The sequence below is a fragment of the Exiguobacterium sp. s130 genome (assembly GCF_018619055.1).
Taxonomy (GTDB): domain Bacteria; phylum Bacillota; class Bacilli; order Exiguobacteriales; family Exiguobacteriaceae; genus Exiguobacterium_A.
This window is the reverse complement of sequence record NZ_JACSNI010000003.1, coordinates 60647-83974: the sequence shown is the minus strand read 5'-3', so window position 1 is coordinate 83974 and position 23328 is coordinate 60647. Positions and strand designations below refer to the sequence as shown.

24 protein-coding genes are annotated in these 23328 nt (G+C 46.3%); 1 reads left to right on the top strand and 23 read right to left on the bottom strand.

What is annotated here, in order from left to right; translation table 11 throughout:
- Positions 1-23: 23 nt before the first annotated feature.
- Both HZS85_RS07945 and HZS85_RS07940 read right to left on the bottom strand, forming a co-directional pair.
- On the bottom strand, positions 24-977 hold the full coding sequence (locus tag HZS85_RS07945; protein WP_214854856.1) for a sugar ABC transporter substrate-binding protein: 954 nt from the start codon (positions 975-977) through the stop codon (positions 24-26).
- A complete protein-coding gene (locus tag HZS85_RS07940; protein ID WP_214854855.1) occupies positions 974-2737 on the bottom strand; it encodes a two-component system sensor histidine kinase NtrB in 1764 nt (587 codons plus the stop codon). Before HZS85_RS07940 ends, HZS85_RS07945 begins: the two co-directional genes overlap by 4 nt.
- A 145-nt stretch (positions 2738-2882) precedes the next feature.
- On the opposite strand from HZS85_RS07940, the gene HZS85_RS07935 reads away from it, so the two are divergent.
- Entirely contained in the window at positions 2883-3830 is a 948-nt protein-coding gene (locus tag HZS85_RS07935) for a 4-hydroxy-3-methylbut-2-enyl diphosphate reductase (protein ID WP_214854854.1), read from the top strand.
- Positions 3831-3928: 98 nt separating this feature from the next.
- Here the strand turns inward: HZS85_RS07935 and HZS85_RS07930 are convergent, their stop codons facing one another.
- The 21 genes from HZS85_RS07930 to rpsU form a co-directional block, all read right to left on the bottom strand.
- On the bottom strand, positions 3929-5041 hold the full coding sequence (locus HZS85_RS07930) for a Nif3-like dinuclear metal center hexameric protein (protein ID WP_214854853.1): 1113 nt from the start codon (positions 5039-5041) through the stop codon (positions 3929-3931).
- The gene (locus HZS85_RS07925) at positions 5041-5757 is read right to left on the bottom strand and encodes a tRNA (adenine(22)-N(1))-methyltransferase (RefSeq protein ID WP_214854851.1); all 717 of its coding nucleotides are present in this window, start codon (positions 5755-5757) and stop codon (positions 5041-5043) included. Before HZS85_RS07925 ends, HZS85_RS07930 begins: the two co-directional genes overlap by 1 nt.
- Positions 5758-5877: 120 nt before the next feature.
- Positions 5878-6219, bottom strand: coding sequence for a cytochrome c550 (gene cccA / locus HZS85_RS07920; RefSeq protein WP_056060134.1), 342 nt, complete (start codon positions 6217-6219; stop codon positions 5878-5880).
- Between the two features lie 153 nt (positions 6220-6372).
- Positions 6373-7458 (bottom strand): RNA polymerase sigma factor RpoD, encoded by a 1086-nt coding sequence (gene rpoD, locus HZS85_RS07915; RefSeq protein WP_023467512.1) that lies wholly within the window; start codon positions 7456-7458, stop codon positions 6373-6375.
- Between the two features lie 34 nt (positions 7459-7492).
- Positions 7493-9289 (bottom strand): DNA primase, encoded by a 1797-nt coding sequence (gene dnaG / locus HZS85_RS07910; protein ID WP_214854849.1) that lies wholly within the window; start codon positions 9287-9289, stop codon positions 7493-7495.
- Between the two features lie 146 nt (positions 9290-9435).
- Positions 9436-10245, bottom strand: a complete 810-nt coding sequence (locus tag HZS85_RS07905) for a pyruvate, water dikinase regulatory protein (RefSeq protein ID WP_035409206.1) — start codon at positions 10243-10245, stop codon at positions 9436-9438.
- A gap of 12 nt (positions 10246-10257) precedes the next feature.
- Complete coding sequence (gene ccpN, locus HZS85_RS07900; RefSeq protein ID WP_029341036.1) at positions 10258-10887, bottom strand: transcriptional regulator CcpN; 630 nt, start codon at positions 10885-10887, stop codon at positions 10258-10260.
- A gap of 21 nt (positions 10888-10908) precedes the next feature.
- Positions 10909-12969, bottom strand: a complete 2061-nt coding sequence (glyS, locus tag HZS85_RS07895; RefSeq protein WP_214854846.1) for a glycine--tRNA ligase subunit beta — start codon at positions 12967-12969, stop codon at positions 10909-10911.
- Entirely contained in the window at positions 12962-13852 is an 891-nt protein-coding gene (gene glyQ / locus HZS85_RS07890; protein WP_029341034.1) for a glycine--tRNA ligase subunit alpha, read from the bottom strand. Before glyQ ends, glyS begins: the two co-directional genes overlap by 8 nt.
- A 290-nt stretch (positions 13853-14142) precedes the next feature.
- On the bottom strand, positions 14143-14892 hold the full coding sequence (gene recO, locus HZS85_RS07885) for a DNA repair protein RecO (protein ID WP_214854844.1): 750 nt from the start codon (positions 14890-14892) through the stop codon (positions 14143-14145).
- Positions 14893-14895: 3 nt separating this feature from the next.
- Positions 14896-15804 (bottom strand): GTPase Era, encoded by a 909-nt coding sequence (gene era, locus HZS85_RS07880; RefSeq protein ID WP_214854842.1) that lies wholly within the window; start codon positions 15802-15804, stop codon positions 14896-14898.
- Positions 15797-16195, bottom strand: a complete 399-nt coding sequence (locus HZS85_RS07875; RefSeq protein ID WP_023467498.1) for a cytidine deaminase — start codon at positions 16193-16195, stop codon at positions 15797-15799. The genes era and HZS85_RS07875 overlap by 8 nt, the downstream gene beginning before the upstream one ends.
- 48 nt (positions 16196-16243) lie before the next feature.
- On the bottom strand, positions 16244-16594 hold the full coding sequence (locus tag HZS85_RS07870) for a diacylglycerol kinase family protein (RefSeq protein ID WP_035409213.1): 351 nt from the start codon (positions 16592-16594) through the stop codon (positions 16244-16246).
- Positions 16591-17067 (bottom strand): rRNA maturation RNase YbeY, encoded by a 477-nt coding sequence (ybeY, locus tag HZS85_RS07865; RefSeq protein WP_056060122.1) that lies wholly within the window; start codon positions 17065-17067, stop codon positions 16591-16593. The genes HZS85_RS07870 and ybeY overlap by 4 nt, the downstream gene beginning before the upstream one ends.
- Positions 17064-19121, bottom strand: coding sequence for an HD family phosphohydrolase (locus tag HZS85_RS07860; protein ID WP_214854841.1), 2058 nt, complete (start codon positions 19119-19121; stop codon positions 17064-17066). The genes ybeY and HZS85_RS07860 overlap by 4 nt, the downstream gene beginning before the upstream one ends.
- A gap of 36 nt (positions 19122-19157) precedes the next feature.
- The gene (locus HZS85_RS07855) at positions 19158-20120 is read right to left on the bottom strand and encodes a PhoH family protein (RefSeq protein ID WP_023467492.1); all 963 of its coding nucleotides are present in this window, start codon (positions 20118-20120) and stop codon (positions 19158-19160) included.
- A gap of 171 nt (positions 20121-20291) precedes the next feature.
- Positions 20292-20762, bottom strand: a complete 471-nt coding sequence (locus HZS85_RS07850; protein WP_214854840.1) for an MSCRAMM family adhesin SdrC — start codon at positions 20760-20762, stop codon at positions 20292-20294.
- A gap of 13 nt (positions 20763-20775) precedes the next feature.
- Complete coding sequence (gene floA, locus HZS85_RS07845; protein WP_023467489.1) at positions 20776-21759, bottom strand: flotillin-like protein FloA; 984 nt, start codon at positions 21757-21759, stop codon at positions 20776-20778.
- Positions 21756-22265: an NfeD family protein gene (locus HZS85_RS07840; protein WP_214854839.1), complete on the bottom strand. Its 510-nt coding sequence runs from the start codon at positions 22263-22265 to the stop codon at positions 21756-21758. The genes floA and HZS85_RS07840 overlap by 4 nt, the downstream gene beginning before the upstream one ends.
- A 181-nt stretch (positions 22266-22446) precedes the next feature.
- The gene (locus HZS85_RS07835) at positions 22447-22893 is read right to left on the bottom strand and encodes a GatB/YqeY domain-containing protein (RefSeq protein ID WP_214854838.1); all 447 of its coding nucleotides are present in this window, start codon (positions 22891-22893) and stop codon (positions 22447-22449) included.
- Between the two features lie 21 nt (positions 22894-22914).
- Positions 22915-23088: a 30S ribosomal protein S21 gene (gene rpsU, locus HZS85_RS07830; RefSeq protein WP_012369719.1), complete on the bottom strand. Its 174-nt coding sequence runs from the start codon at positions 23086-23088 to the stop codon at positions 22915-22917.
- Between the last annotated feature and the right edge of the window lie 240 nt (positions 23089-23328).

The window sequence follows — 23328 nt, the reverse complement described above, 5'->3', positions numbered from 1 at the left end:
TTGCTGAGGCATCTGCCTCTCGATTAGTTCAACATGGTTATGGGTCTACTACCGTCATACAGATAGGAGTACGTATAAAAACGATTTGGAATCTTTTTGTTTTTCGTATGAAGCTTCAATGCACTGAAGGCGACTTTCATCATCTCATCAGCACTCTGGACGACCGTCGCATCCATCGATTTCATGTCAACAGCTTCTAATATAGCACGATTCCCGTCTATGCCGACAATTATTTTTCCTTTGATGCCTGCTTTTTTCAATGCTTCGAGGACACCGAGCGCGATATCGTCATTATGACAATAGACGGCATCAAACGGAATTCCTGACTCAATCACCTGCGTCATAACCTTTTCTGAAGTGATGGGGTCGTAATCCCCATTCACGGATTCGACAATCTGAAGTTCCGGCTCACGCTCAAGACCGGTCAAAAATCCTCGGTGTCGTTCATTGGTTGTATTGACGTTTGCTGTCCCTGCGACTTCAATGATATTGGCGGTAGCTCGTCCCGTCTGCTTGATACGTTCGTGTTTAATGAATGATGCAAGCTGCTCCCCGATCAATTGATTATTTGAAGTGATTGAACTGACCACTGCATCGGAGCGGATCAATCGATCGATGGCAAAAACCGGAATCCCGGCACGAGCCGCTTCTTCTAATGCATTAGCGATATAGACGTCATCTAGTGTCGTCACGAAGATCGCATCGACTTTCATCCGAATGAACTCTTGAATCTGCTCCCGTTCATTGATGCGTGAGTTATGGGAAGTCGTGACGACCGCTTCGTATTTATTCAGTTTGGCTTGTGTCTTGAACGCATCTACGAGCCGTTGTGCGAACTCATGCTTATCATTCACGATCGTAAATCCAACGAGATGACGTTGTGGACTAGGATCTGGATTGACGAACAAGTTGGAAATGAACAGAACGGATGAAATCCAGACAATCAGGACGAATAACCAGGCCTTATTGAATTTCATTCCATTTGCTCCTTTCGTGGCAAGTGAACTTGAATCGTCGTACCGACGCCCGGCTTACTATCAAAGATCATTTTCCCTTTATGATCACGGACGATTTGTTTCGACATGAAGATCCCAAGTCCATTTCCGTCGACTTTCGATGTTTTGAACGCTTGACCGACATGTTCGATTTGATCTCCGTCCATACCGATTCCGTTATCCTGAACAATGAAGACGACCTCTTCTGGATAGACATGGACATGCAGATGACATATGCCGTCCGGTCCTTTAAACGCAACAGCTTGTAGGGCATTTCGGACACAGTTTGCTAAAATCTGCAAGATCCCCTCTTCTGACGCATAAATCTTCGGCATAAAGGATGGTGTATAAATCTTGCAGTCCGCCTCGTAATGATGCGCTTCAGCTTCGAGGATATATGTCAATTTCTTCATTAAATCATTCATATCAATCGTCGTTTTTCGAAGCGCATTGTTCTCACCTTTTGACAGATCGAGCATCGTTTGAATCATACCATTCGCCCGATCGAGTTCTGATAAAGCAAGAACGAGCATTTCTGCATTACGATCTTTTTCCGTCGCTAACAACTGTAAGGTCATCTTAACAGGCGTCAATGGATTACGGATTTCGTGTGCGATTCCTGCTGCTAATTGACCGAGTGATGCTAATTTTTCTTGATGTAACATCGTTTGTTGCTGACTCAATTGCTCAAGACGCGCATTTTCCATCCGTTGTGCATACTCGTTATAGGCGGCAACGAGTGTCTTGACCTCATTAGATCCCGCTCGCTCAAGAACGATCGGTTTGGGCGAGGTGCTTTTCTCGATCTTATTTACAAGTTCAAGCATCGGCGCGGTCAACTGCTTCGACATCAAATAGCCGACAATTAGACTGAGGACAAGCGTTAAAGCCGCGATGATCAAATATTGTTGTCGTGTCGTATAGACCGGTTCATAAAAAACATTTCGCGGCGTTCGAACGAGTATTTTCCAATCCGTCACTTTTAAATCTTTCGCAAAGTAATACATATCTTGATTCGTACTAAAAATCTCGGAAGGTTCTAGCGATTTAAAAGCACGGTCAACCACACTTCTCGATAATACGCGCTCTTCATCTGTCACGAGATTACTGGATGTGGCTAACAATTGTTTTTTACTATTGAAAAGGTAAGCAATGGTCTGATCGTCGAACGATTCAAGTGAATTTCGAAAAACAATCGAATTCATGATGCTTAATCCACCACCAAAGACTCCGACACGCTCATTGCCGTCTCGAATCGGGATGAACATGTACGTGACAGCATCTGACTCCATTGTATATAGCTTGCTCATATGAAAATCCGTACTCGTCAACGTTTGCACAAAATCATCGTCTTTTAGGATGGTACTATTCTCCACTCGACGATCATCGCTTGAGAACCAGGTGATTTGTTTCGTCTTTCGGTCAAAATAAAAGAGACTTTTAAACCCTGTATCAATGTCTAACAATTTAGACTCCTCAATTTTCCGACTCAACTTTTTAGGGTTTTTGACATTCAACTGCAAGCTCATGATTTCTTCATGCAGATTCCCGACATTGTCGCGAATCGCATTTCCTGAGACCTCGACACTCTTCTCGCTCTGTTTCTCTGTTTGTTGCTCAACGCGGGAAATCGTGACCCGGTCCGCAGTGAAGGCAAGCGCTGAAATGACAAGACAAATCAGGATGAATAAGACAGCGGTGATTTGAAAAAAATACGACCGCATCATTTTCTTAGACTCCATCCCTTCGCCTCCCTTTTGAATAATTGACAACTTCATTAGTATAGCATGTTCTGTGGATGAAACAGACTCCTCTATTTTCATTCAGCTTCAATCAATGGTACACTCTAACTAATCATTCTTTTTCACAAAGGGAGAATCCATAACTATGCTAGTAAAAAAAATCAGCCCCCGCGGCTATTGTTACGGTGTCGTCGATGCAATGAAACTTGCACAACAAGCGGCATTGAATAAAGATTTGCCACGCCCGATCCATATTTTAGGGATGATCGTCCACAATGCTCACGTTACACGTGAGTTCGAAAACATGGGCGTCATCACTGTTGATGGTCCTGATCGCCTCGAAGCCTTAGAGACGATTCAAAAGGGAACGGTCATCTTTACAGCACACGGTATTTCACCTGCTGTTTATGCTCGTGCTGCAGAGAAGAACTTACACGTCGTCGATGCGACGTGTCCTGACGTGACGCGTACGCACGATTTGATTCGTCAAGTCGTCGCGGATGATTATGAAGTCATCTACGTCGGCAAACATGGTCATCCGGAGCCTGAAGGTGCCGTCGGCGTAGCGCCGGAACATGTTCACCTCATCGAAAAAGTCGAAGATATCGATGAACTTCCTCCTCAGCTTGCTCATAAAAAAATCATCGTCACGAACCAGACAACGATGAGTCAATGGGATGTCCAAGCTTTGATGGAACACGTTCGGAAAAAATATCCGCATGTGGAAGTACACAATGAAATCTGTAACGCAACACAAGTCCGACAAGAAGCGGTAGCAGATCAAGCAGGAGACTGTGATCTCGTCATCGTCGTCGGTGACCCACGTTCGAACAACTCGAACCGTTTGGCACAGGTATCCTTTGATATCGCAGGAACTCCTGCACATCGAATCGGCGATTTAACGGAGCTTGATTTATCATGGCTTGAAGGTGTACAGCAAGTCGGCGTCACATCAGGTGCATCGACGCCAACACCGATCACGAAAAAAGTCATCGACTTCTTACAACAATATGATCCTACTGATATTAGTACGCATGACAAGACACCATTCCTTGAACTAAGACGGATTTTGCCTAAAGTCAAAGTACTTTAATCCTAACAATCGATACAGCAAAACCGAGTCGCGATTATCATTCGCGACTCGGTTTTTTACTGCTCAAAAGATACCCTTAGCGTACTCGATTCGTTGCCTCACAAAAACTGAAACGGATTCGTATTCGCTGTTGAAATCAGCAGTTCGACGTCGATTTTTTTCTGTTCGAATCGACGCTTCAATTCGTTGACGACGCCTTCCTTCATGACCGACTCTACATGATGTCCGGGATCAACGACCGCTAGTCCAAGTGCCATCGCATCATGGGCGACATGAAAATAGAGATCACCCGTGACAAGTACATCGGCTCCGGCAAAAGCTGCTGTCGAGACATATTTATTCCCATCGCCACCGAGAACAGCGACTTTATTGATCTCCCGTGATTCGTCTCCAACGAAACGCAAGTTTTGAACACCAAACACCGTCCGAACATGCTCTGCAAATGCTCGCAACGTCATGGGTTTCGGCAATCGACCTATCCGTCCGAGACCAAGTGGCGCTGCCGGACGTTCCTGCTTTATGAGATCATAGGCTACCTCTTCGTAAGGATGTGCCTGCTTCATCGCTCGAATGACTTGTTTCTGATCCAATTCCGTCACGATCGTCTCAATTCGGACTTCAGAAACCCGCTCGAGTTGATTCGCTTCACCGATATATGGCGTAGCCTCAGGCGACGGTCGGAATTGCCCAGTTCCATTGACATGAAACTGGCAGTCACTATAATCCCCTTCTTGCCCGGCTCCTGCTTTTGCAAGTGCTGTCGAGACACGCTCTGCAGCTTCTGTTGGTACAAAAACGCTCAACTTGTAGCGCGTATTTTCAAATGTGGGGGCGAGAACTTCACATGACTCAAGACCGATTGCCTCTGCCATCCAATCATTGACCCCTCCTGGTGTCACATCAAGGTTCGTATGCGCAGCGTACACCGCAATATCGTGCTTGATACATTTTGTGACGATGCGTCCTGTTGCGGAACGATCCGTCACATTCGCTAACTTGCTAAAAATCGGTGGATGATGCGCGATGATGAGATCAACCTTTTTTTCAATCGCTTCATCAACGACAGACTCCAAGACATCAAGTGTCACGAGCACACGTTTTACGTCCTTGTTCAACGTTCCAATATGCAAACCGATCGGATCACCCTCGAGCGCGAATTTTTTCGGAGCGAATGCTTCAAACTGCTCAATGACATAATTCCCATTCGCCATCAGCTTGTCACCTCTTCCATCTTTTGAATCAATCGTTCGATCGCTATGATTTTTTCAGATAAGATTTCCGTAGTTTGTCCTTGTTTCATCTGCTTCAAAATATACTGACGTTTTTGTTTTTCCATTTGCCACTTTGCAATGAATTCTGGCGCTCGCTCTCGCATCAACTGAGGACCAAAGAAGAGTTCCCATTGTCGTGTTGTTTCGTCCTCTGAGTACAGTGTTTCATCTCCACGTTCTGCAACAAGAATTTCATAGATCTTCCCGTTCTCCTCGACGATGGCTTCTGACAATAAGGCATACGAATGTGCGAGTAACCAGTTTCGGACATCGACTGCATCGACATTCGGTTGTAGAATCAAACGCTCTTCTCCCGACAATCGATCTTTCCCTTCTTCAAGGATTGAGGCAATCAATGTTCCACCCATTCCCGCGATCGTGATTGCTGTCGCTTCTCCCGGTTTCAATACCGATAGACCACTCCCGAGACGGACATCAATTTGGGACTCGAGTCCTACAAGTGCCACTTGTCCTTTTGCGGCTTCCATCGGTCCTTCATTCACTTCCCCCGCGATGGCGCGTTCGATTTTATTTTGTTGGATACAAAAACACGGTACGAATGCATGATCCGAACCAATATCTGCAAGGATGGCTCCTTGTGGAATATACGACACGACTTTTTGGAGTCGTTGATCCAATACGACGTTCATTTGCATCTTCTTCATCCTTCCTATTTTCCGAAAAACTCTCTTTTAAAATAGCGGATTTACAGTAAAAAAGAAACCATCCGCCCATAAAAAAACATCCATCTCGTAACGAGATAGATGCTCTTGTTCTTATTTCTTAGCAGCTAACCATTTAGCTAGAACAGCTGCTTCTTCGTCATTCGCAAGACCGCCAGGCATTTGCCCTTTACCGTTCATTGCGATGTCCTTGATTTCATCTTCTTTCAGCTTCGCGCCGATCTTTGTTAAGTTCGGACCAACGCCGCCTTCTAAGTTTCCACCGTGACATCCTGTACATCCTTTAGATGCAAACAAGTCTTCTGGCTTCATTTCTGCAGTTGACGGCCCTTTGCGAGCTTCCTTCACCTGATCGACCCCAAAGTAAGACAATGAAATCATAGCGATGATGGCGATGACTGCGATCGCCGCGAACGGTACTAATGGATTACGCATTTGGATTCCCCCCATATTCTATACCCAACCAAGTTGGTGACTGAATGGTATTCCCCGTTACTATTCTACTGTAAAAAAAACAGGGAAGGAAGAAAAAAACGAAACTTTTTTCTTCCTTCCCACTAAAATTTCATATATTCTTCACACTTTGAATTAATCGAGGAAATCTTTCAAGCGTTTTGAACGACTCGGATGACGTAACTTCCGAAGTGCTTTTGCTTCGATTTGACGAATCCGCTCACGTGTAACGCCAAATACCTTTCCGACTTCTTCAAGTGTCCGTGTCCGACCATCGTCAAGACCAAAACGAAGACGAAGGACGTTTTCTTCACGATCCGTGAGTGTATCTAACACATCTTCGAGTTGCTCTTTTAAGAGTTCATATGCAGCAGCATCCTGTGGTGCTGTCGCATCTTGATCCTCGATGAAATCACCGAGGTGTGAATCGTCTTCTTCCCCGATCGGTGTCTCAAGAGAAACCGGCTCTTGCGCAATTTTCAGGATTTCACGGACTTTTTCCGGCGTGATTTCCATCTCTTTCGAAATTTCTTCCGGTGATGGTTCACGTCCAAGATCTTGCAAGAGTTGACGCTGGACACGAATCAATTTATTGATCGTTTCAACCATGTGAACCGGAATTCGGATCGTCCGCGCTTGGTCAGCAATCGCACGTGTGATCGCCTGACGAATCCACCACGTTGCATACGTCGAGAATTTATATCCCTTCGTATAGTCGAATTTCTCGACCGCCTTGATCAGACCCATGTTACCTTCTTGAATCAAATCAAGGAACAACATACCGCGTCCGACATACCGTTTAGCGATCGAAACGACGAGACGTAAATTTGCTTCCGCTAATCGTTTTTTCGCTTCTTCATCGTTTTGTTCGATTCGTTTCGCGAGTTCGACTTCGTCTTCTGCATTCAACAGATCAACGCGACCGATTTCTTTTAGATACATCCGGACAGGGTCATTGATCTTAACGCCGGGTGGAACAGACAAATCGTTCAAATCTGCCTCTTCTTTTTCGTCCCCTGTACCGTCATTGTTAACCTTGATACCTTCTGTTTCAAGCAATTGAAGGAATTCCTCGAATTGCTGAGCATCCATTGATTCGAAGGAACTCAGTTTGTCTTCGATTTTCTGGTGCGACAATTCACCATTCTTATGTCCGAGCGCGATGAGTTCCTCTTTCGCGAGACGGAGTAATTCAGCTTCTGATCTTGCTTTTTCTGCCATCGAACCATACACTCCTTCCACATCATGCAGCAGGTCATCGATCTTTTAAACGACGCTTTCGTTCAATGATCGCCTGCATCAGTTCCGCTTGGGCACGGATATCTGTTTGTTGATTCAATCGTGATTTTTCTTCTTCGAGCAATCGACGTTGCTGTTCGTTCTGGACGGCACGAATGTAATGACTGAGTAAGTCAGGATCATATTCAGGCATCAGCATGAACTCTAGATCCACTACGATTCGTTGCAGGGAAGCATCATGGAGCATCGTCAAAAAACGATCTGGACTTCCTTGCGTACCTGTCCCATAAAATTCATATAACTTGCCGGCAATCAATTGATGTGCCGGATCATTGAATTGGACACCCAGCTGCTCACGCACTTCTAGACATACTTCTTCGGAACGGATCATGTAGGCAAGCAAGAAGCGTTCAGCCTTTTTCCAGTTCGCGAACGTTCGATCAGGAGGTGCTGTCGGTACAGCAGTCGGGCGATCGGAAACGATTTGTTCTCTTTTCGGTTGTTGGACGGTTGGACGCACTTGTGAGATCAAAGAATCTTTCGAGAGTTTAAATTCCTCAGAAAGTTTTCCTAAATAGATGTCCCGTAACAACGGATTGGATGTTCGACCAATCTCTTCAAGCATAGTTTCAATATATCGAACGCGTTCTCCTTCTAATCGCAAGTTTTTTCCTTGTCGAAAATAAAAAGATTTAAATTCAAGACTTGAAACCCGTTTTTGTTCGATCCAGTGTAAAAACGTCTCTTCTCCCTGATTCCCAATAAAGGAGTCAGGGTCTTCGCCATCCGGTAAGCGGATGACGGAACAGTCGACGGCAACGGCTTCAAGCAACTGTAAGGCTTTTAGCGTCGCAGCGCGTCCTGCTTTGTCTCCGTCATAACAAACAATGACTTCATCGACGATGCGTGCCAGGTTTTGGGCATGAACAGACGTTAACGCTGTTCCTAAAGAAGCTACCGTATAAGGTATACCCGCTTGAGCAACACGCACAACATCAAGATTTCCCTCAACAAGGACGACTTGTTTGATTTTACGCATCGCCCCTCGTGCTTGAGCAAATCCAAATAACAGTTCACTTTTATTGAACAAAGGGGTTTCCGCTGTATTAACATACTTTGGGTCACGACCGTCAATCGAACGGCCACTAAATCCGACGATCGTGCCATCACGATCGGAAATAGGGAACACGACCCGACCGTTGAATCGATCTCGATAATCACCATCACGTCCGATTGAAATCAATCCCGCTTCGACCATCTCATCTAAATCAAACCCACGTCGTGCCAAGGAATCCACTGTAAAACGATCTTGATCCGGTGCATACCCGAGTCGAAACTCACGCATCGCCCCCTCGCGTATACCGCGATTTTCTAAATAGATTCTTCCGGCGTCGCCTGCTTCCGTTTGAATCAGCACCTCGTGATAGAGCTCGGTGACGATTCGATGCGCTTCGCGCATGCGGAACTTCTTTTCCTGTTCAGGCGTCGATTCCGACTGCTCGAATCGGTCCGGTTCTAGCTCTGGAAGTGTGACGTCGCTTCGGTCGGCTAATTTCGAAACGGCTTCCTTGAAACTCATTCCTTCTGTTTCCATGACGAAAGTAATTGCATTTCCTCCTGCACCACATCCAAAACAGTAGTACATTCCTTTATCAGGAGAAACAGAAAAGGAAGGTGATTTCTCAGAATGAAACGGGCAAAGCCCTGAATATCGATTCCCTTGTTTTTTTAATTCTACACGTTCTGAAATCAATTCGACGATGTCCGTTGCTTGGCGGACCTGATCGACGATTTCATCAGGAATTCGCTTCATTCCGTCCTCTCCCCTTTCCTCGAGAACTTATCCTTACATGACCATACCCGCAATGAAACGGAACGATGACTCGTTCCGTTTCATTAGAAAAAGGGCATTATCTCATTTATCAGCTAAACAAGTATACTATGTTCCTGACTGCTTGACTAGTCATGCGCTTTCCCGGAAATTCCGGTCAAAATCAAATTCGCCGTCTCTTCGACTGCTTTATTCGTCACATCAATAATTTGGCATCCGATTCGTTCATATAAATTCCGTGCGTATTCAAGTTCCCGATTGATTCGGTCCATCTGCGCATAGGCTGCTTCAGGTTTGAGTCCTAATGAACGCAATCGTTCCATTCGGATATCGATCAACTTTTCCGGTGAGATGAGTAGTCCAAAACATTTTTCTTTTGGAATATCGAATAGCTCTGCCGGTGGAATCGATTCGGGTACGAGTGGTACATTTGCTACTTTATATCGCTTTAAGGCTAAATACTGCGAGAGCGGCGTTTTAGATGTACGCGACACACCAATCAAGACGATATCAGCGCGTTTAATTCCTTTTGGATCACGTCCATCGTCATACTTAACAGCAAATTCGACCGCTTCGATTTTCCGGAAGTACTCCTCATCTAAGCGATAGATTAATCCAGGTTCTTCCTTCGGTTGCATCTGCAAACGATCTTCCATCGTGTCAAGCAATGGACCAAGTAGATCAATCGCCTTTACACCGTGGGCACGCGCTGTGTCTGCAAGCAGACGACGATGCGTCGCATGAACGATCGTAAAAGCGATCGTCGCTTGTTCTTCTTTCGCATGAAGAACCAAGTCATAAATGACTTGATCATCATCGACGAACGGAATGCGGACCGTTTCGATGGCTTGTTCCGGGAACTGAATAGCAGCTGCGCGGACGACGAGTTCACACGTCTCTCCGACAGAATCACTCACGACATAAATCCGTTGACGCATCAGGAGCCCCCCTTAAATTTCTTCATCACGTGCTAAAGCGACCAACACTTTCGTCATGTTCGTTTTCGTCATTCGACCGACGACTTTCAAGACCCCGTTCTCTTCTTCGACGACTGGCATCGAATCAATCTGTTTTTCGATCAGTTTCATGCCGGCACCAATTAACGTTTCCGATTTTTCACAGACTGTCAAATTTGGCATTCGTGTCATGATTATGTTGACCGGTAACGAGTCTAATTCTTGATTACCGATTGCCGCACGTAGAAAATCCTTACGTGATAGCACACCGACCAACGCATGGTCCTTGCTGACGACAAACAGCGAACCGACATCTTCTAGGAATAAGTGAACGATCGCATCGTATACGGTCATCCCTTCATGAATGACCTTTGCTGATGACATGAATTCGCCGACGGTCAAGGTGTCCAGTTTCTCATGAAGCATGGAAGCATTTTTCTTTCCGACATACATATAGCCGACACGTGGGCGCGCTTCTAGCATGCCGGTCATCGTTAAAATCGACAAATCGGGTCGTAATGTCGCCCGTGTCAGGGAGAGCGCTGCAGCAATCTGCTCTCCCGTGATTGGACCATTCTCTTTGACGATTTGGAGTATCTTTTTTTGCCGTTCATTTAACTTCATCGGCTCATCCGTCCTTTTTCTTTACGCTAAAGTGAGTGCATTGAACCGAGCGACTGATTCGATAGCTTCTGCAAATCGTTTCATTTCGCTAAGACGGTTCGTACGGACCGTTTCGTCATCCGTCATGATCATCGTACCGTCAAAGTAGGCTGTGATCGACGGAACGGTTGCCTCAAGTGCCTCAAGTGCACGTGCATAATCAAGTGACGCGATAGCTTGATCGACCTCTGGTAAGGCTTTCTCAATCGCCTCATGCAATTCGCGTTCCGCATCATTTTCAAAGAGCGCTGGATTAACAGTTGTGACACTTTCTGCTTTTTTCGAGATGTTCAAGACACGGCTTAATTGTTCGACCGTTTTCTTGAACGATTCTTTTTTCGTCGCCTCTTCGAGCATGGCAGCACGCTTTTCATTCGCTTCGACTGTCAACATATGGTCAAGAGCGGCTTCGACGACATCATGACGGAAGTCCATTTCCGATAGACGGTACTTCAAACGTTGCGCAAAGAAATCTTGTAATGCGGCTTGTACTTCTTCGGCATCCTTCGTATAAAGACCTGCTGCCACCTGTTCTGAAACGACGAAGGCAATCAATTCAGTCAATGTCAGATTCAACTTTCGATCTGATAAAATCTGAACAATCCCTTGTGCTTGACGACGCAATGCATACGGATCCGCTGATCCACTCGGAATCATACCGACACCAAAGAATCCAGCGACGCTGTCCATCTTATCAAGGATCGCGTAGAGTGTCCCTGTCGGTGTCTCCGGACTTGCATCACCCGCGAAGCGTGGCATGTAATGTTCGCGAATCGCAGCAGCGACTTCCGGATCCTCGTTTTTCATGTTCGCATAACGTTCACCCATCAGACCTTGTAATTCCGTGAATTCATAGACCATTTGACTGACGAGGTCGAATTTATAGATCTGTCCTGCACGTTCGACACGTGTTTTGTCTGCACCGACACGATCTGCAAGTGCGAGTGCCATCTGACGGACGCGACGGACTTTTTCGCCTGTCGTTCCTAATTTTTCATGGAAGACGATTTTATCAAGACGTTTCGCCTGTTCATCGATATCTGCTTTTTTATCTTCTTCATAGAAGAACTGCGCATCTGCTAAACGGGCACGGATGACTTTTTCGTTTCCGCGTGCGACGTTTTCAAGATGTGTTGCGTTTCCGTTTCGTACCGTCACGAAATAATGGAGCAACGCCCCGTCACGTTTGACCGGGAAGTAACGTTGGTGTTCCTTCATCGTCGTGATCAAGACTTCTTCCGGTAACTCAAGATACGCTTCATCAAATGCACCGAACAAGGCTGTTGGATACTCGACGAGGTTCGTGACTTCTTCAAGTAAAGACGCATCGATCGGCACTTCGAATTGTTCGCGTGCCGCAAGCGCCGCGATTTGTTCTTCGATCAATTGACGACGTGCTTCGTAACTGACGATGACATTTTCTCCTGCGAGCGCTTCGACATAGGCATTCGGACGTAGGATCGTGATGTCCTGCCCGAGGAAACGATGTCCACGCGATGTCCGACCTGTTTCGACGGATGCGACTTCAAACGGGATGACTTGATCGTCAAGCAGGGCAATCAACCAACGAATTGGACGCATATAACGTAACGATTGTGTGCTCCAACGCATGTTTTTCGGGAATGTCATCGCTTCGACGACTTGTTTTAGTCCAGGAAGTAAATCAGCTGTCGCTTGTCCGACTTCCTTACGTGTCGCATAAAGGTATTCGACTCCTTTTTCTTCTCCAAGGAAGAGATCGTCCGTCGTTAACCCTTTACCACGCGCGAATCCTTCGGCTGCTTTCGTCCAGTTACCGTCTTCATCCATTGCGATTCGTTTTGCGGGTCCTTTTAATGTCTCTTCGAGGTCGCTTTGACGTGCTGCGAGACCCTTGACATATACTGCGAGACGGCGTGGTGTCGAGAAGGATTCGACGCTTGTGAACTCAATCCGTGCTTCTTCAAGGAAACGCGTCACGCGTTCCTTGAGTTGTGTTTCGGATTGAAGGACGAATCGAGCCGGCATTTCTTCTAAACCGATTTCAAGTAATAATTCATGCATGTGACTCACCTGCTTTCGACTTGATCAATGGGAAGCCAAGACGTTCCCGTTCTTCGATGAAACTTTGCGCACAACGACGCGACATGTTCCGTACACGATGGATGAACCCTGTGCGTTCCGTGACGGAAATCGCGCCCTTCGCGTCGAGAAGGTTAAAGGTATGCGAACATTTCAAGATGTAATCATACGCTGGGAAAACGAGGTTCTCATCCAAGGCACGATTCGCTTCTTTTTCATATTGATCGAATAACGTAAAGAGTAAAGCGACATCTGATGTTTCAAATGTATACTTCGAATGTTCGAATTCCGGTTGATAGAAGATATCACCGTATTTGAAACCATCTGTCCAAACGAGATCAAAGACGCTCTCGACATCTTGGATGTAAGAAGCGAGACGCTCGATTCCGTAAGTAATCTCTACTGCAATCGGATTACACTCGATTCCACCGACTTGTTGGAAGTACGTGAATTGTGTAATTTCCATTCCATTTAGCCATACTTCCCAGCCGAGACCAGCAGCACCGAACGTTGGGTTCTCCCAGTTATCCTCTACGAAACGGATGTCATGTTCGAGTGGATTGATCCCGAGCAACTCGAGACTTTGTAAGTACAGTTCCTGAATGTTGTCAGGTGATGGTTTCATGATGACTTGGAATTGATGGTGTTGATACAGACGGTTCGGGTTTTCTCCATAACGACCGTCAGCCGGACGGCGTGATGGTTCTGTATAACAAACGTTCCACGGTTCCGGTCCGAGACTCCGTAAAAACGTCATCGGATTCATCGTACCGGCTCCTTTTTCTACGTCGTATGCTTGCATCGTCAAGCAGCCTTGTTCTGCCCAAAATTTTTGTAATGTCAAGATCATGTCTTGTACTGTCATCTTCACGACTTTCACCTCCGAAATGATTAAGGAACGCAAAAAACGCCCCTATGTACAACAATCGTTGCACATAGGGACGAGACGAGCCCGCGGTTCCACCCTACTTGCATGCATCGCATGCCACTCTTTTTGACAAAAAAACACTCCGAAACGCCGTTCGCGCCCCTCTCACTCCCAGCTCACACCACCCTGGAATCGCTTGATTGAGAAAAAAGACGGTACTCCTTTTCGTCATCGTGTTCATTTAGTTACTTCTTCCGCATTCATTCTACCGAACCCGCTTGTTGCTGTCAATCATTGCCGAAATCAATCAACTGGTCGAGGACACGTTTTGAACGCAGACGTAATCCGCTGTAGCGTTCCATATAAGCATCCATGATTTGACGCAATAGACGCTTCGTTTCTGGCTTTACCGTCACGGTACCAATCCGTGAGAAATCATATACGGAAAACACATAGAGCATCTTCGCAACTGCCTCTGACATATAGACAGCATGTTCATCCTCATGGCGATGCCGGCGACAGAGTAGACCGCCATGATGTAACGAAAAAGCGAATGGTGCTTCAGCACTCCCGCAAATCGTACAGCCATTCAAATGTGGAGCAATGCCTAGATGACGCAACAGACGCAATTCGATGATGAAAGAGACGACGTCAGGATCTAGTCCTTCATCCATCGCCTCTAGTCCTTCGACGAATAAATCGTAAAGCGCCGGTTGCGGCACCCGTTCATCAAGCGCTTTATCCGCAAGCTCCAATAGATACATCGCATAAGCCATCAACACGACATCTTGCCGAATATGCGCATGACTTGTAATGACGTCTGCTGATTTTAACTGACCGAGACCCCGTGAACGTGGATAGATATAGACAGCTCGGACGAAAGGCTGACTAGCCGCGTTAAAACGGCTACCCGGCTTCTTCGCTCCTCGCGCCATGACGGCGAGCTTGCCGTATTCACGTGTCAGTAGCGTGACAATCTTATTCGATTCACCATATACGACCGTTCGTAATACAAGCCCTTCCGCCTTATCGATCATCGCTTAATACTCATCATCGCGGAAGCCGAGTTCACGCAATTGACCGGCCTTGTTGCGCCAATCCTTTTGGACTTTGACCCACAAGTTCAGGTAAACTTTCGTCCCGAGTAACATCTCAATGTCCGTTCGTGCTTCAGAGCCGATTTCTTTTAGAAGTGCTCCGCGTTTACCGATGATGATTCCTTTTTGGGAATCGCGCTCGATCAAGATCGTCGCATGGACATCCACCATGTTTCCATTCTCACGTGTCTTGATTTGATCAATCGCGACGGCAATCGAGTGTGGTACTTCATCGCGTGTCTTTTGCAAGACTTTTTCACGAATCATCTCTGAGATGATGAAGCGCTCTGGGTGGTCAGTGACTTGATCCGCTGGATAATACATCGGTCCTTCTGGTAGAATTTTTGCGATTTCTTCAAGTAACGGTCCGACATTATTCCCTTGTAGCGCCGAAATCGGAACGACTGCCGCGAACTCGAGTTCATTTTTGTACGACTCGATGATCGGTGGAATATCATTCGGATGAATCAAATCGACTTTATTCATGACGAGAATGATTGGTGTATCGAGTTCCTTCAATTTTTCAATAATGAAGTCGTCACCTTTTCCTTTTTGTTCCGTCACGTTGACCATGAACAAGATCGCATCGACTTCACGCAATGCGTTCGTCGCGACCTTCATCATGAAATCGCCGAGTTTATGTTTTGGTTTATGGATCCCAGGTGTATCGATGAAAATCGTCTGAACATCTTCTGTCGTATAGACACCTTGAATCTTATTACGCGTCGTTTGTGGTTTATCAGACATGATGGCAATTTTTTGTCCGATGACACGGTTGAGGAATGTCGATTTTCCGACGTTCGGGCGTCCGATGATCGAGACAAAGCCCGATTTGAATCCTTCTTTAAACATGTAAATCTCCTTTCGTGAATGCTCCCGGTAAGAGGGCGCCCACTGTTGTTTCTGTGACATCCCCTTTAAGGTTCGTCAAATAGATTGGCATATCCGCATCACACATCTCTGATAACACTTGGCGGCATTGTCCGCATGGTGCGACCGGTCCTTCTGTGTCCGCAACGACAGCCATCGCTGCATACTCGCGCGCATCTTGTGCCCACGCAGAGAAGATAGCTGTCCGTTCTGCACAGTTACAAAGACCATACGCTGCGTTTTCAATATTGCAGCCATGGAAGACTTGTCCGTCTTTCGTTAAGAGAGCAGCACCGACTTGGAACTTTGAATATGGAACATACGCTTTTTCGCGTGCACGTTTAGCTTGTTCGAGTAATTGTTCTGTTTTCATGTGAGTATCCCCTTTTTAGGAACGGTATTGGCCAAAAAGGCCGGATTCTTATTGTACCAAATATGGGATGAAGATGCATAGCGCAATCGCAACAGATGTAAGCGCCAACACTAAAACAGCACCACTCGCGATATCTTTAACTGCTTTTGCCAGTGGATGCCACTCCTGCGTCACGAGATCCACGACGCGCTCAAACGCTGTATTGAACATCTCGGCACTTATGACGATCCCGACCGTCAGAAAAAGAATCGCTCGCTCGACAGATGTCAACGGTAATAAAAAGGCGACAAGTAATACGATGCCGCCAATGATGACATGAACTTTCATATGCCGTTCTTCTCGAATCGATTGGCGCAACCCATGCATCGCATGTCGAAATGGTTGCCACCAGCTTTTCACAACGTGCCCCGGAATAACTCGAAGTGATGCAGGATTTCCTCCTGTCGCTTCGTCATGATTTCCTCATCTGCCTTTTCAATGTGATCATATCCGAGTAAGTGGAGGAAACCATGGACGGCGAGAAAACCGAGTTCACGCTCGAAATGATTGCCATATTCAGCCGCCTGTTCGCGACATCGTTCCACGGAAATGATCAAATCACCGAGGACGACTGGTTCATCTTCCAATAATCCAAAATCGATTTCATCTTCTCCGAGTTCTTCCATCGCGAAGGAAATGACGTCTGTCGCCTGATCTTTCCCACGCCATTCACGATTGATCTCTTGAATCTCATCGTTTGAGACGAAAGTCACGGACAACTCACTGTTCGGATCGACTTCTTCTTGTTCCGCCGTGTAAATCAAAATCGATTCGACAAGCTGTCGTTGTTCTTCCGTTAGACGATTATTTTCGTCTGTCATATAAATGTTCATTTCGTTGCCTCTTTCTTTAATTCTGGATACTCGATTCGTTCATGGAACAAACCGGATAAGGTATGACACGCACTTTCACCGACGCGATAAATCTCACGTGTCGTGATGTCACATTCCGCAAATTGGTCGTCCATCATCTTTTCACGAATGATTTTCGCGACTAGGTCCCGAATTCCTTCTTCCGAAGGAGCTTTCATTGAACGAACAGCCGCTTCAATCGAGTCGACGATCATGATGACTGCCGCTTCACGCGTTTGTGGTTTAGGTCCTGTATAACGGAACGTATCCTCATCGACTTCACCTTGTTCTGCTGCCTTGACATAAAAATATCGGAGCAACGATGTTCCATGATGCTGGCGACAAATATCGATGATCGCTGCCGGGAGTTTTGCTTTTTCGAGCAATTCAACACCATCCTCTGTATGTGCCAAGATGACACGTGCCGACTCTTCCGGCGTCAATCGATCATGCGGATTGCGTCCATGCTGGTTTTCAATGAAATAAAGTGGTCGTCGTGTTTTTCCTAAATCGTGATAGTAGGCACCGACTCGCGCAAGCAACCCATCTGCACCGATTGCTTCACAGGCTGTTTCTGCTAGGTTCGCGACCATCATGCTATGATGATACGTTCCTGGCGCTTCGACCAAGAGTTTCTTCAACAAGGGATGCGTCGGGTTCAACAGTTCGAGCAGACGCGTCGGTGCTAAGATACCAAATGTCATTTCGAGGAACGGCAATAACCCAATCGCAAGAATGGCACTCAAGATCCCACTAGCAATCGCAAAACCGACTAAAGTCAATGTTTCACGTAATTCGAATGTGCCACTACGTAATAGAACGAATGCAAAGAAAATCGCGATGTTTGCTCCGGCAATCGAAATACTGCTCATGAAAATACGACGACGTGACAAACTAGACTGTAGGAAAAACGTTGCGACTAAACTACCGACTAACAAATAGATCGCGATATTGAAGCTGAAGTTTTGATTCGTACTATAGAAGAACGTTCCAGCAAGCGCCGTAAAAAGAGAACTCGATAATGCAATCCGTTCGTTCAATAAATTGCGCAGGACAAGCGCAGCAAAAGCGGTCGGTGTGAGTAAGTAAAGTGCAGGATTGATGTCGTCTGCTAAAAAGGCCATGCCATACATGACAAGCAATTGTAAGCTGACGACGAGGTAGACAAGCCCAAACAACCGGATCCGCCCCATCTGTGCATACCGTAGTTTCGAGCGATGAATGAAGCCGAATAGGAAAGCAGTCATCAATGCACTGACAAGCATCGCTCCAAGTAACGGTTTCAACGACTGACGGTCAGAAATCAAGCCGACGAGTTGTAGCTGGCGGTAAGCATCTTGCGAAATCACTTCGCCTCGTTTGACGATCACTTCACCTTCTGAAATGATGACCGGTTCGACTTTATCACTCGTCTGCTTACGAAGCTGTTCCGTCTTTTCCGGATCATAGACGTAATTCGTCACGATCAGTTGATCGGTCAGCGCTTTAGCGACTGCTTTTAATGAGAAGGAGAGCGGCGAACGTTCGATATCAGTCCGCGCATTCTCACGTGCTTCTGCTACTTCACCACCATCGGACGAGATACGTTGACGCATCGCTTCTTCAATCGCTGTAATGACGACGTCACGTGTCGTATTCCGAAGTGCTGTCGTCGACGTCACAAGCAAGCGTAACTCATCATCCTTCAACAGTGTCGCCGCCTCCGTTCCACGCAGACGCTGTTTGATTTTACCGATCTCATTTGCTTTTTTAATACCGGATAAACTAGCAAAAAGTTGTTCTACTTTATCAATTTGCTGTGCTGCATACTCTTGTTTGATCGTATACTGACTCTCGATTGCAGCAACCGAATTTTCCTTGATTTGATTTGTTGCGACCCGGTCCTCCATCGTCAAGGGTGACCGGATATCTTCTTCTGCAATTGAGAATGGTTCTGCGGACAAGGCTTCTGGTCGAACGCTGACATACATCATCGTCGATACGATGAGATAGAATATTACTGTCAAAAGACCGACCCAGACCCCAACCTTGCGCATATCATCTCCCCCTTTTTCCTCTATTTCCGTAACGGCTTAGGTCAAATCCTGACTATAAGCATCAACGATTTTTCGGACAAGTGGGTGACGTACGACATCAGCTGAGCCAAAGTGCTCAAAATGAATCCCTTTGACATTGCCGAGCAAATGTAACGCTTCTTGTAGACCAGACGTTTTTCCACGCGGAAGATCGACTTGCGTTAAATCGCCCGTAACGATCATCTTCGAATGGAATCCGAGACGCGTCAGGAACATCTTCATTTGTTCCCGTGTCGTATTTTGCGCTTCATCGAGAATGACAAAAGCATGTTCAAGCGTCCGTCCTCGCATGTAAGCAAGCGGTGCGATTTCGATGACACCACGTTCAAGCAGACGAGCCGTATGCTCGACACCAAGGACGTCATGTAGCGCATCGTACAGAGGACGTAGATAGGGATCGACCTTTTCTTTAAGATCCCCTGGAAGAAATCCTAGATTTTCTCCTGCTTCTACTGCCGGACGCGTCAGGACGAGTCGTTTGACGTGACCTTCCTTCAGTGCTTTTGCTGCCATCACGACTGCGAGATATGTTTTTCCGGTCCCTGCTGGTCCAATACCGAATGTCAAATCACAGCGATCAATTCCGCGAACGTAACGTGCTTGACCGAGTGTCTTTGCACGAAGTGGTTTTCCTTTATGATTCGTATGAATGACCGTATCGTAAAGTTCCAGTAGTTCATCCACACGATCTTGACGTGCGAGTTGAATGGCGCTCGTCGCGTCACGTTCCGTTAAAACAGCTCCGCGATTCACAAGTTGTTTCAAGACGCCTACGACCTGTCCTGCTAAGATCACAGACTGCTCCTGTTCGGATTGTGCCAACAGCTCATCTCCTCGATGGGTCAGCTGAACGTCAAGTTCTGCTTCCATCGTACGTAAGACTGCATCATTCGGACCGACGAATGCTTGAATCTGTTCTGAATTCGAAAATGCAAATGGGATTCTTTCGTTGAATATCACGTTGTGAATGGCCTCCTAGTCATGGATAACAAGTTGTCATCGCTTCATATCTAATCTCTTCCACTTTAGCACTTCCGCCGAAAAGATGGAAAGAAAAACCCGTTCCCACCTTTTAGGAAATAAAAAGAGTCGATCCTACGCGTCTCGTAGGATCGACTCACTAGACAAATATTAGCGTTTGCGCTTGGAAACAGGCGCACCAAGAACTTCACTCCAAACGATGGCACGTCGCATTTCATCTTGTGAAATCGTCGTTGCTGATGCTGAACGACTAGACGATCCAATGGCACTATCTGCTACGCTATCTTTGATTTCGCCAATCGTCGATGAGGACATCCCTTTTTTCGAATGTTGCTTTTGACGTTGATCCAAACGTTGTTGCAATTCCGTTCGTTCATGAACTGGTCGCGCTTTCGTTTGCGTTACCCCCGGTTGTTTCTTCGCGGGTGCTTTTTTACGAACGACAGGTGGAGGTAGCGTCTCTTGTCGCATCGTATCGACCTGTTCGGTCATTTGCTTCACATATTCACCGAACTCCTTTGAAGGAGTTCGGTTCGTCTGCTTCGGTTTTTTATCTGCTGCTTTTGAGATGACGGAGATGACACCGAATGCGATCATCAATCCGACCCATATGATATCCATACCGTCTCACCCTTTATTGTGAGTCATTTGGTGATGATTGCCCACCGATTGCTTGGCGCATTTTCGTATCTGCTGTCACGTTCAAGTAGTTCGCATAATCCATGACACCAAAGTTACCGTCACGCATCGCTTCAGCGATAGCAAGCGGCACTTCCGCTTCAGCAGCGACAACCTTCGCACGCATCTCTTCAACACGTGATTTCATCTCTTGTTCACTTGCGATCGCCATTGCGCGACGTTCTTCGGCTTTCGCTTGCGCAATGTTCTTATCTGCTTCCGCTTGATCCGTTTGAAGGACCGCACCGATATTCTTACCGATATCAATATCTGCAATATCAATCGAGAGAATCTCGAACGCCGTACCCGAATCGAGTCCTTTTGCAAGAACCGTCCGTGAGATCATCTCTGGATTCTCAAGTACTTCTTTTTGGTCATTACACGAACCAATTGTTGAGATGACACCCTCACCAACACGTGCGATGACCGTTTCTTCCCCAGCACCACCGACGAGACGATCGATGTTCGCACGTACCGTGATCCGGGCTTTCGCTTTCACTTCAATCCCGTTCATCGCCACACCGGCAATGAATGGTGTTTCGATGACTTTCGGGTTAACCGACATCTGAACAGCTTCTAAAACATTACGACCAGCAAGATCAATCGCCGCTGCGCGTTCGAAGCTCAACTCGATATTCGCACGGTGTGCTGCAATCAAGGCATTGACGACGCGGTCAACGTTACCACCAGCAAGGAAGTGACTTTCCAGTTGGTTCGTATTCAAGTTCAATCCCGCTTTAACTGCCTTGATCAACGGATTGACAATCTTAGACGGTGTTACTCGACGAAGACGCATCCCAACTAATGTAAAGATCGATACGCGCACTCCCGCTGCGAGCGAGCTAATCCAAAGTGGAATCGGAACGAGCGTGAAGAAGATGGCGAGGAAAATTAAGATTCCTCCGGATATGAGTAATACAGTCAATAATTCAGGTGTCATGTGTGGGACTCCTCCTTCGTATGTTGGACTCTAACAATGACGCGTCCGTGCGTCACTTCTTTTACGACGATCGTTTCCCCCGCTTGAATGAAGGTCCCTTCCGTAACGGCATCGATTCGATTTCCGTCGATTTCAATTGTTCCTGACGGACGGAGAGGTGTCAGACTGACTCCTTCTTGTCCTAACAGTTGCACTTTGTCTTGATGAGAAAGATAGCCTTTTTCAGACGATGTGGAATCTGTCAAAATCAAACCTCTCCATAATAAGGATTGATTCGATTTAATTCTGCGATATGCCCAGTATCCGGCCGCAAGTGATAGAAATACAGCAAGTCCAACCGCTATGCCTACTTGACCAACTGTAGCACCTGCCATGATCAGACTAGCAAGGACAGCACCGATCCCAAGGACGCCAAAGATTCCGAACCCTGTGACGAATATTTCGACCAGTAACATGAGGACCCCGATCATGAAGACCGTCAAAATCATCCCTAAGCTAAACGTCATGCGTACGTTCACCCCTTTTCATTCGTGTCAGAAGCTGCTTCTTTTGCACTTTGATTCGTTACTATAATTATATACGCTTTCAAAACAAAAAGGTTTCATGACTATTCTGAATTCATTAAGAAACTTTTAATTGTGACAGGAACGACAAAAAAGGTGCCCCGAAGGACACCTTTTTCATGTATTAAGCGAGCCGTTGTTTGACGAGTCGATTAATTAACGCACCGTCTGCCTTGCCTTTAAGCTGCGGCATGACGATACCCATTACTTTCCCCATATCCGAAGGAGCAGAGGCACCCGTCTGCGCAATAGCTGCGTCGACGATTTCCTGTACTTCTTCCTCGGAAAGCTGTTTTGGCATATAAGCTTCGAGCACGACAATCTCTGCTTGAATTTTCGCGACGAGATCGTGACGACCAGCGCTTTCGAATTCTCGGAGGGAGTCGTTGCGCTGCTTCATTTCACGTGAAAGAATCGTTAATTCTTCCTCGTCTGTCAATTCTTGCTTACCGAGTTTGATCGTTTCATTTTGCAGCGATGATTTCACCATGCGAATCGTCGTAAGACGATCTTTTTCACGAAGACGCATGGCATCTTTCATATCCGCTGTCAAACGCTCCTGAAGACTCATGAGGATACACCCTCTCTAACGTTAGAACTTCTTACGCTTACGCGCAGCCTCCGATTTAAGCTTACGTTTTACACTTGGCTTTTCGTAGTGTTTACGTTTACGAACTTCTGCAAGCGTACCATCTTTTGAAACACCACGTTTGAAGCGACGAAGTGCGTCTTCAAGTGATTCATTTTTACGTACACGAGTTTCCACTAGTTTTCCCTCCCTCCGATATTACCGACTAAAGGAAACGTGTCAGACACGTCATACAACATTATAGTAGGAATATACAATTTGGTCAACAGTTGATTCAAGCGACTTTTCTGTACCCTACGCTGTTCCTTTTTGTTCTTTTCTATCCTCTCATGCTTGCATCCGTTTGACAACAAAATCTGATCATTCCTGCATCAAAATCCAGAAACTTTTTCGTAAGCGTTATCATCATTTTTTAAA

Excerpts from the sequence above, each read along its gene's own strand:
- HZS85_RS07925 (WP_214854851.1), bottom strand. The coding sequence starts at position 5,757 with ATGCAAATGAACGTCGTATTGGATCAACGACTCCAAAAAGTCGTGTCG.
- HZS85_RS07850 (WP_214854840.1), bottom strand. The coding sequence starts at position 20,762 with ATGGATATCATATGGGTCGGATTGATGATCGCATTCGGTGTCATCTCC.
- floA (WP_023467489.1), bottom strand. The coding sequence starts at position 21,759 with ATGACACCTGAATTATTGACTGTATTACTCATATCCGGAGGAATCTTA.
- HZS85_RS07840 (WP_214854839.1), bottom strand. The coding sequence starts at position 22,265 with ATGACGTTTAGCTTAGGGATGATTTTGACGGTCTTCATGATCGGGGTC.
- glyQ (WP_029341034.1), bottom strand. The coding sequence starts at position 13,852 with ATGACAGTACAAGACATGATCTTGACATTACAAAAATTTTGGGCAGAA.
- HZS85_RS07905 (WP_035409206.1), bottom strand. The coding sequence starts at position 10,245 with ATGCGTCAACGGATTTATGTCGTGAGTGATTCTGTCGGAGAGACGTGT.
- ybeY (WP_056060122.1), bottom strand. The coding sequence starts at position 17,067 with ATGAACATTTATATGACAGACGAAAATAATCGTCTAACGGAAGAACAA.
- recO (WP_214854844.1), bottom strand. The coding sequence starts at position 14,892 with ATGATCGATAAGGCGGAAGGGCTTGTATTACGAACGGTCGTATATGGT.
- glyS (WP_214854846.1), bottom strand. The coding sequence starts at position 12,969 with ATGCATGAATTATTACTTGAAATCGGTTTAGAAGAAATGCCGGCTCGA.
- HZS85_RS07945 (WP_214854856.1), bottom strand. The coding sequence starts at position 977 with ATGAAATTCAATAAGGCCTGGTTATTCGTCCTGATTGTCTGGATTTCA.
- era (WP_214854842.1), bottom strand. The coding sequence starts at position 15,804 with ATGTTTAAAGAAGGATTCAAATCGGGCTTTGTCTCGATCATCGGACGC.
- HZS85_RS07835 (WP_214854838.1), bottom strand. The coding sequence starts at position 22,893 with ATGAGTCTTCAGGAGCGTTTGACAGCGGATATGAAAGATGCCATGCGT.
- HZS85_RS07935 (WP_214854854.1), top strand. The coding sequence starts at position 2,883 with ATGCTAGTAAAAAAAATCAGCCCCCGCGGCTATTGTTACGGTGTCGTC.
- dnaG (WP_214854849.1), bottom strand. The coding sequence starts at position 9,289 with ATGAAGCGAATTCCTGATGAAATCGTCGATCAGGTCCGCCAAGCAACG.
- HZS85_RS07930 (WP_214854853.1), bottom strand. The coding sequence starts at position 5,041 with ATGGCGAATGGGAATTATGTCATTGAGCAGTTTGAAGCATTCGCTCCG.
- HZS85_RS07875 (WP_023467498.1), bottom strand. The coding sequence starts at position 16,195 with ATGAAAACAGAACAATTACTCGAACAAGCTAAACGTGCACGCGAAAAA.
- rpoD (WP_023467512.1), bottom strand. The coding sequence starts at position 7,458 with ATGGCAGAAAAAGCAAGATCAGAAGCTGAATTACTCCGTCTCGCGAAA.
- cccA (WP_056060134.1), bottom strand. The coding sequence starts at position 6,219 with ATGCGTAATCCATTAGTACCGTTCGCGGCGATCGCAGTCATCGCCATC.
- ccpN (WP_029341036.1), bottom strand. The coding sequence starts at position 10,887 with ATGAAGTTAAATGAACGGCAAAAAAAGATACTCCAAATCGTCAAAGAG.
- HZS85_RS07940 (WP_214854855.1), bottom strand. The coding sequence starts at position 2,737 with ATGGAGTCTAAGAAAATGATGCGGTCGTATTTTTTTCAAATCACCGCT.
- HZS85_RS07860 (WP_214854841.1), bottom strand. The coding sequence starts at position 19,121 with ATGCGCAAGGTTGGGGTCTGGGTCGGTCTTTTGACAGTAATATTCTAT.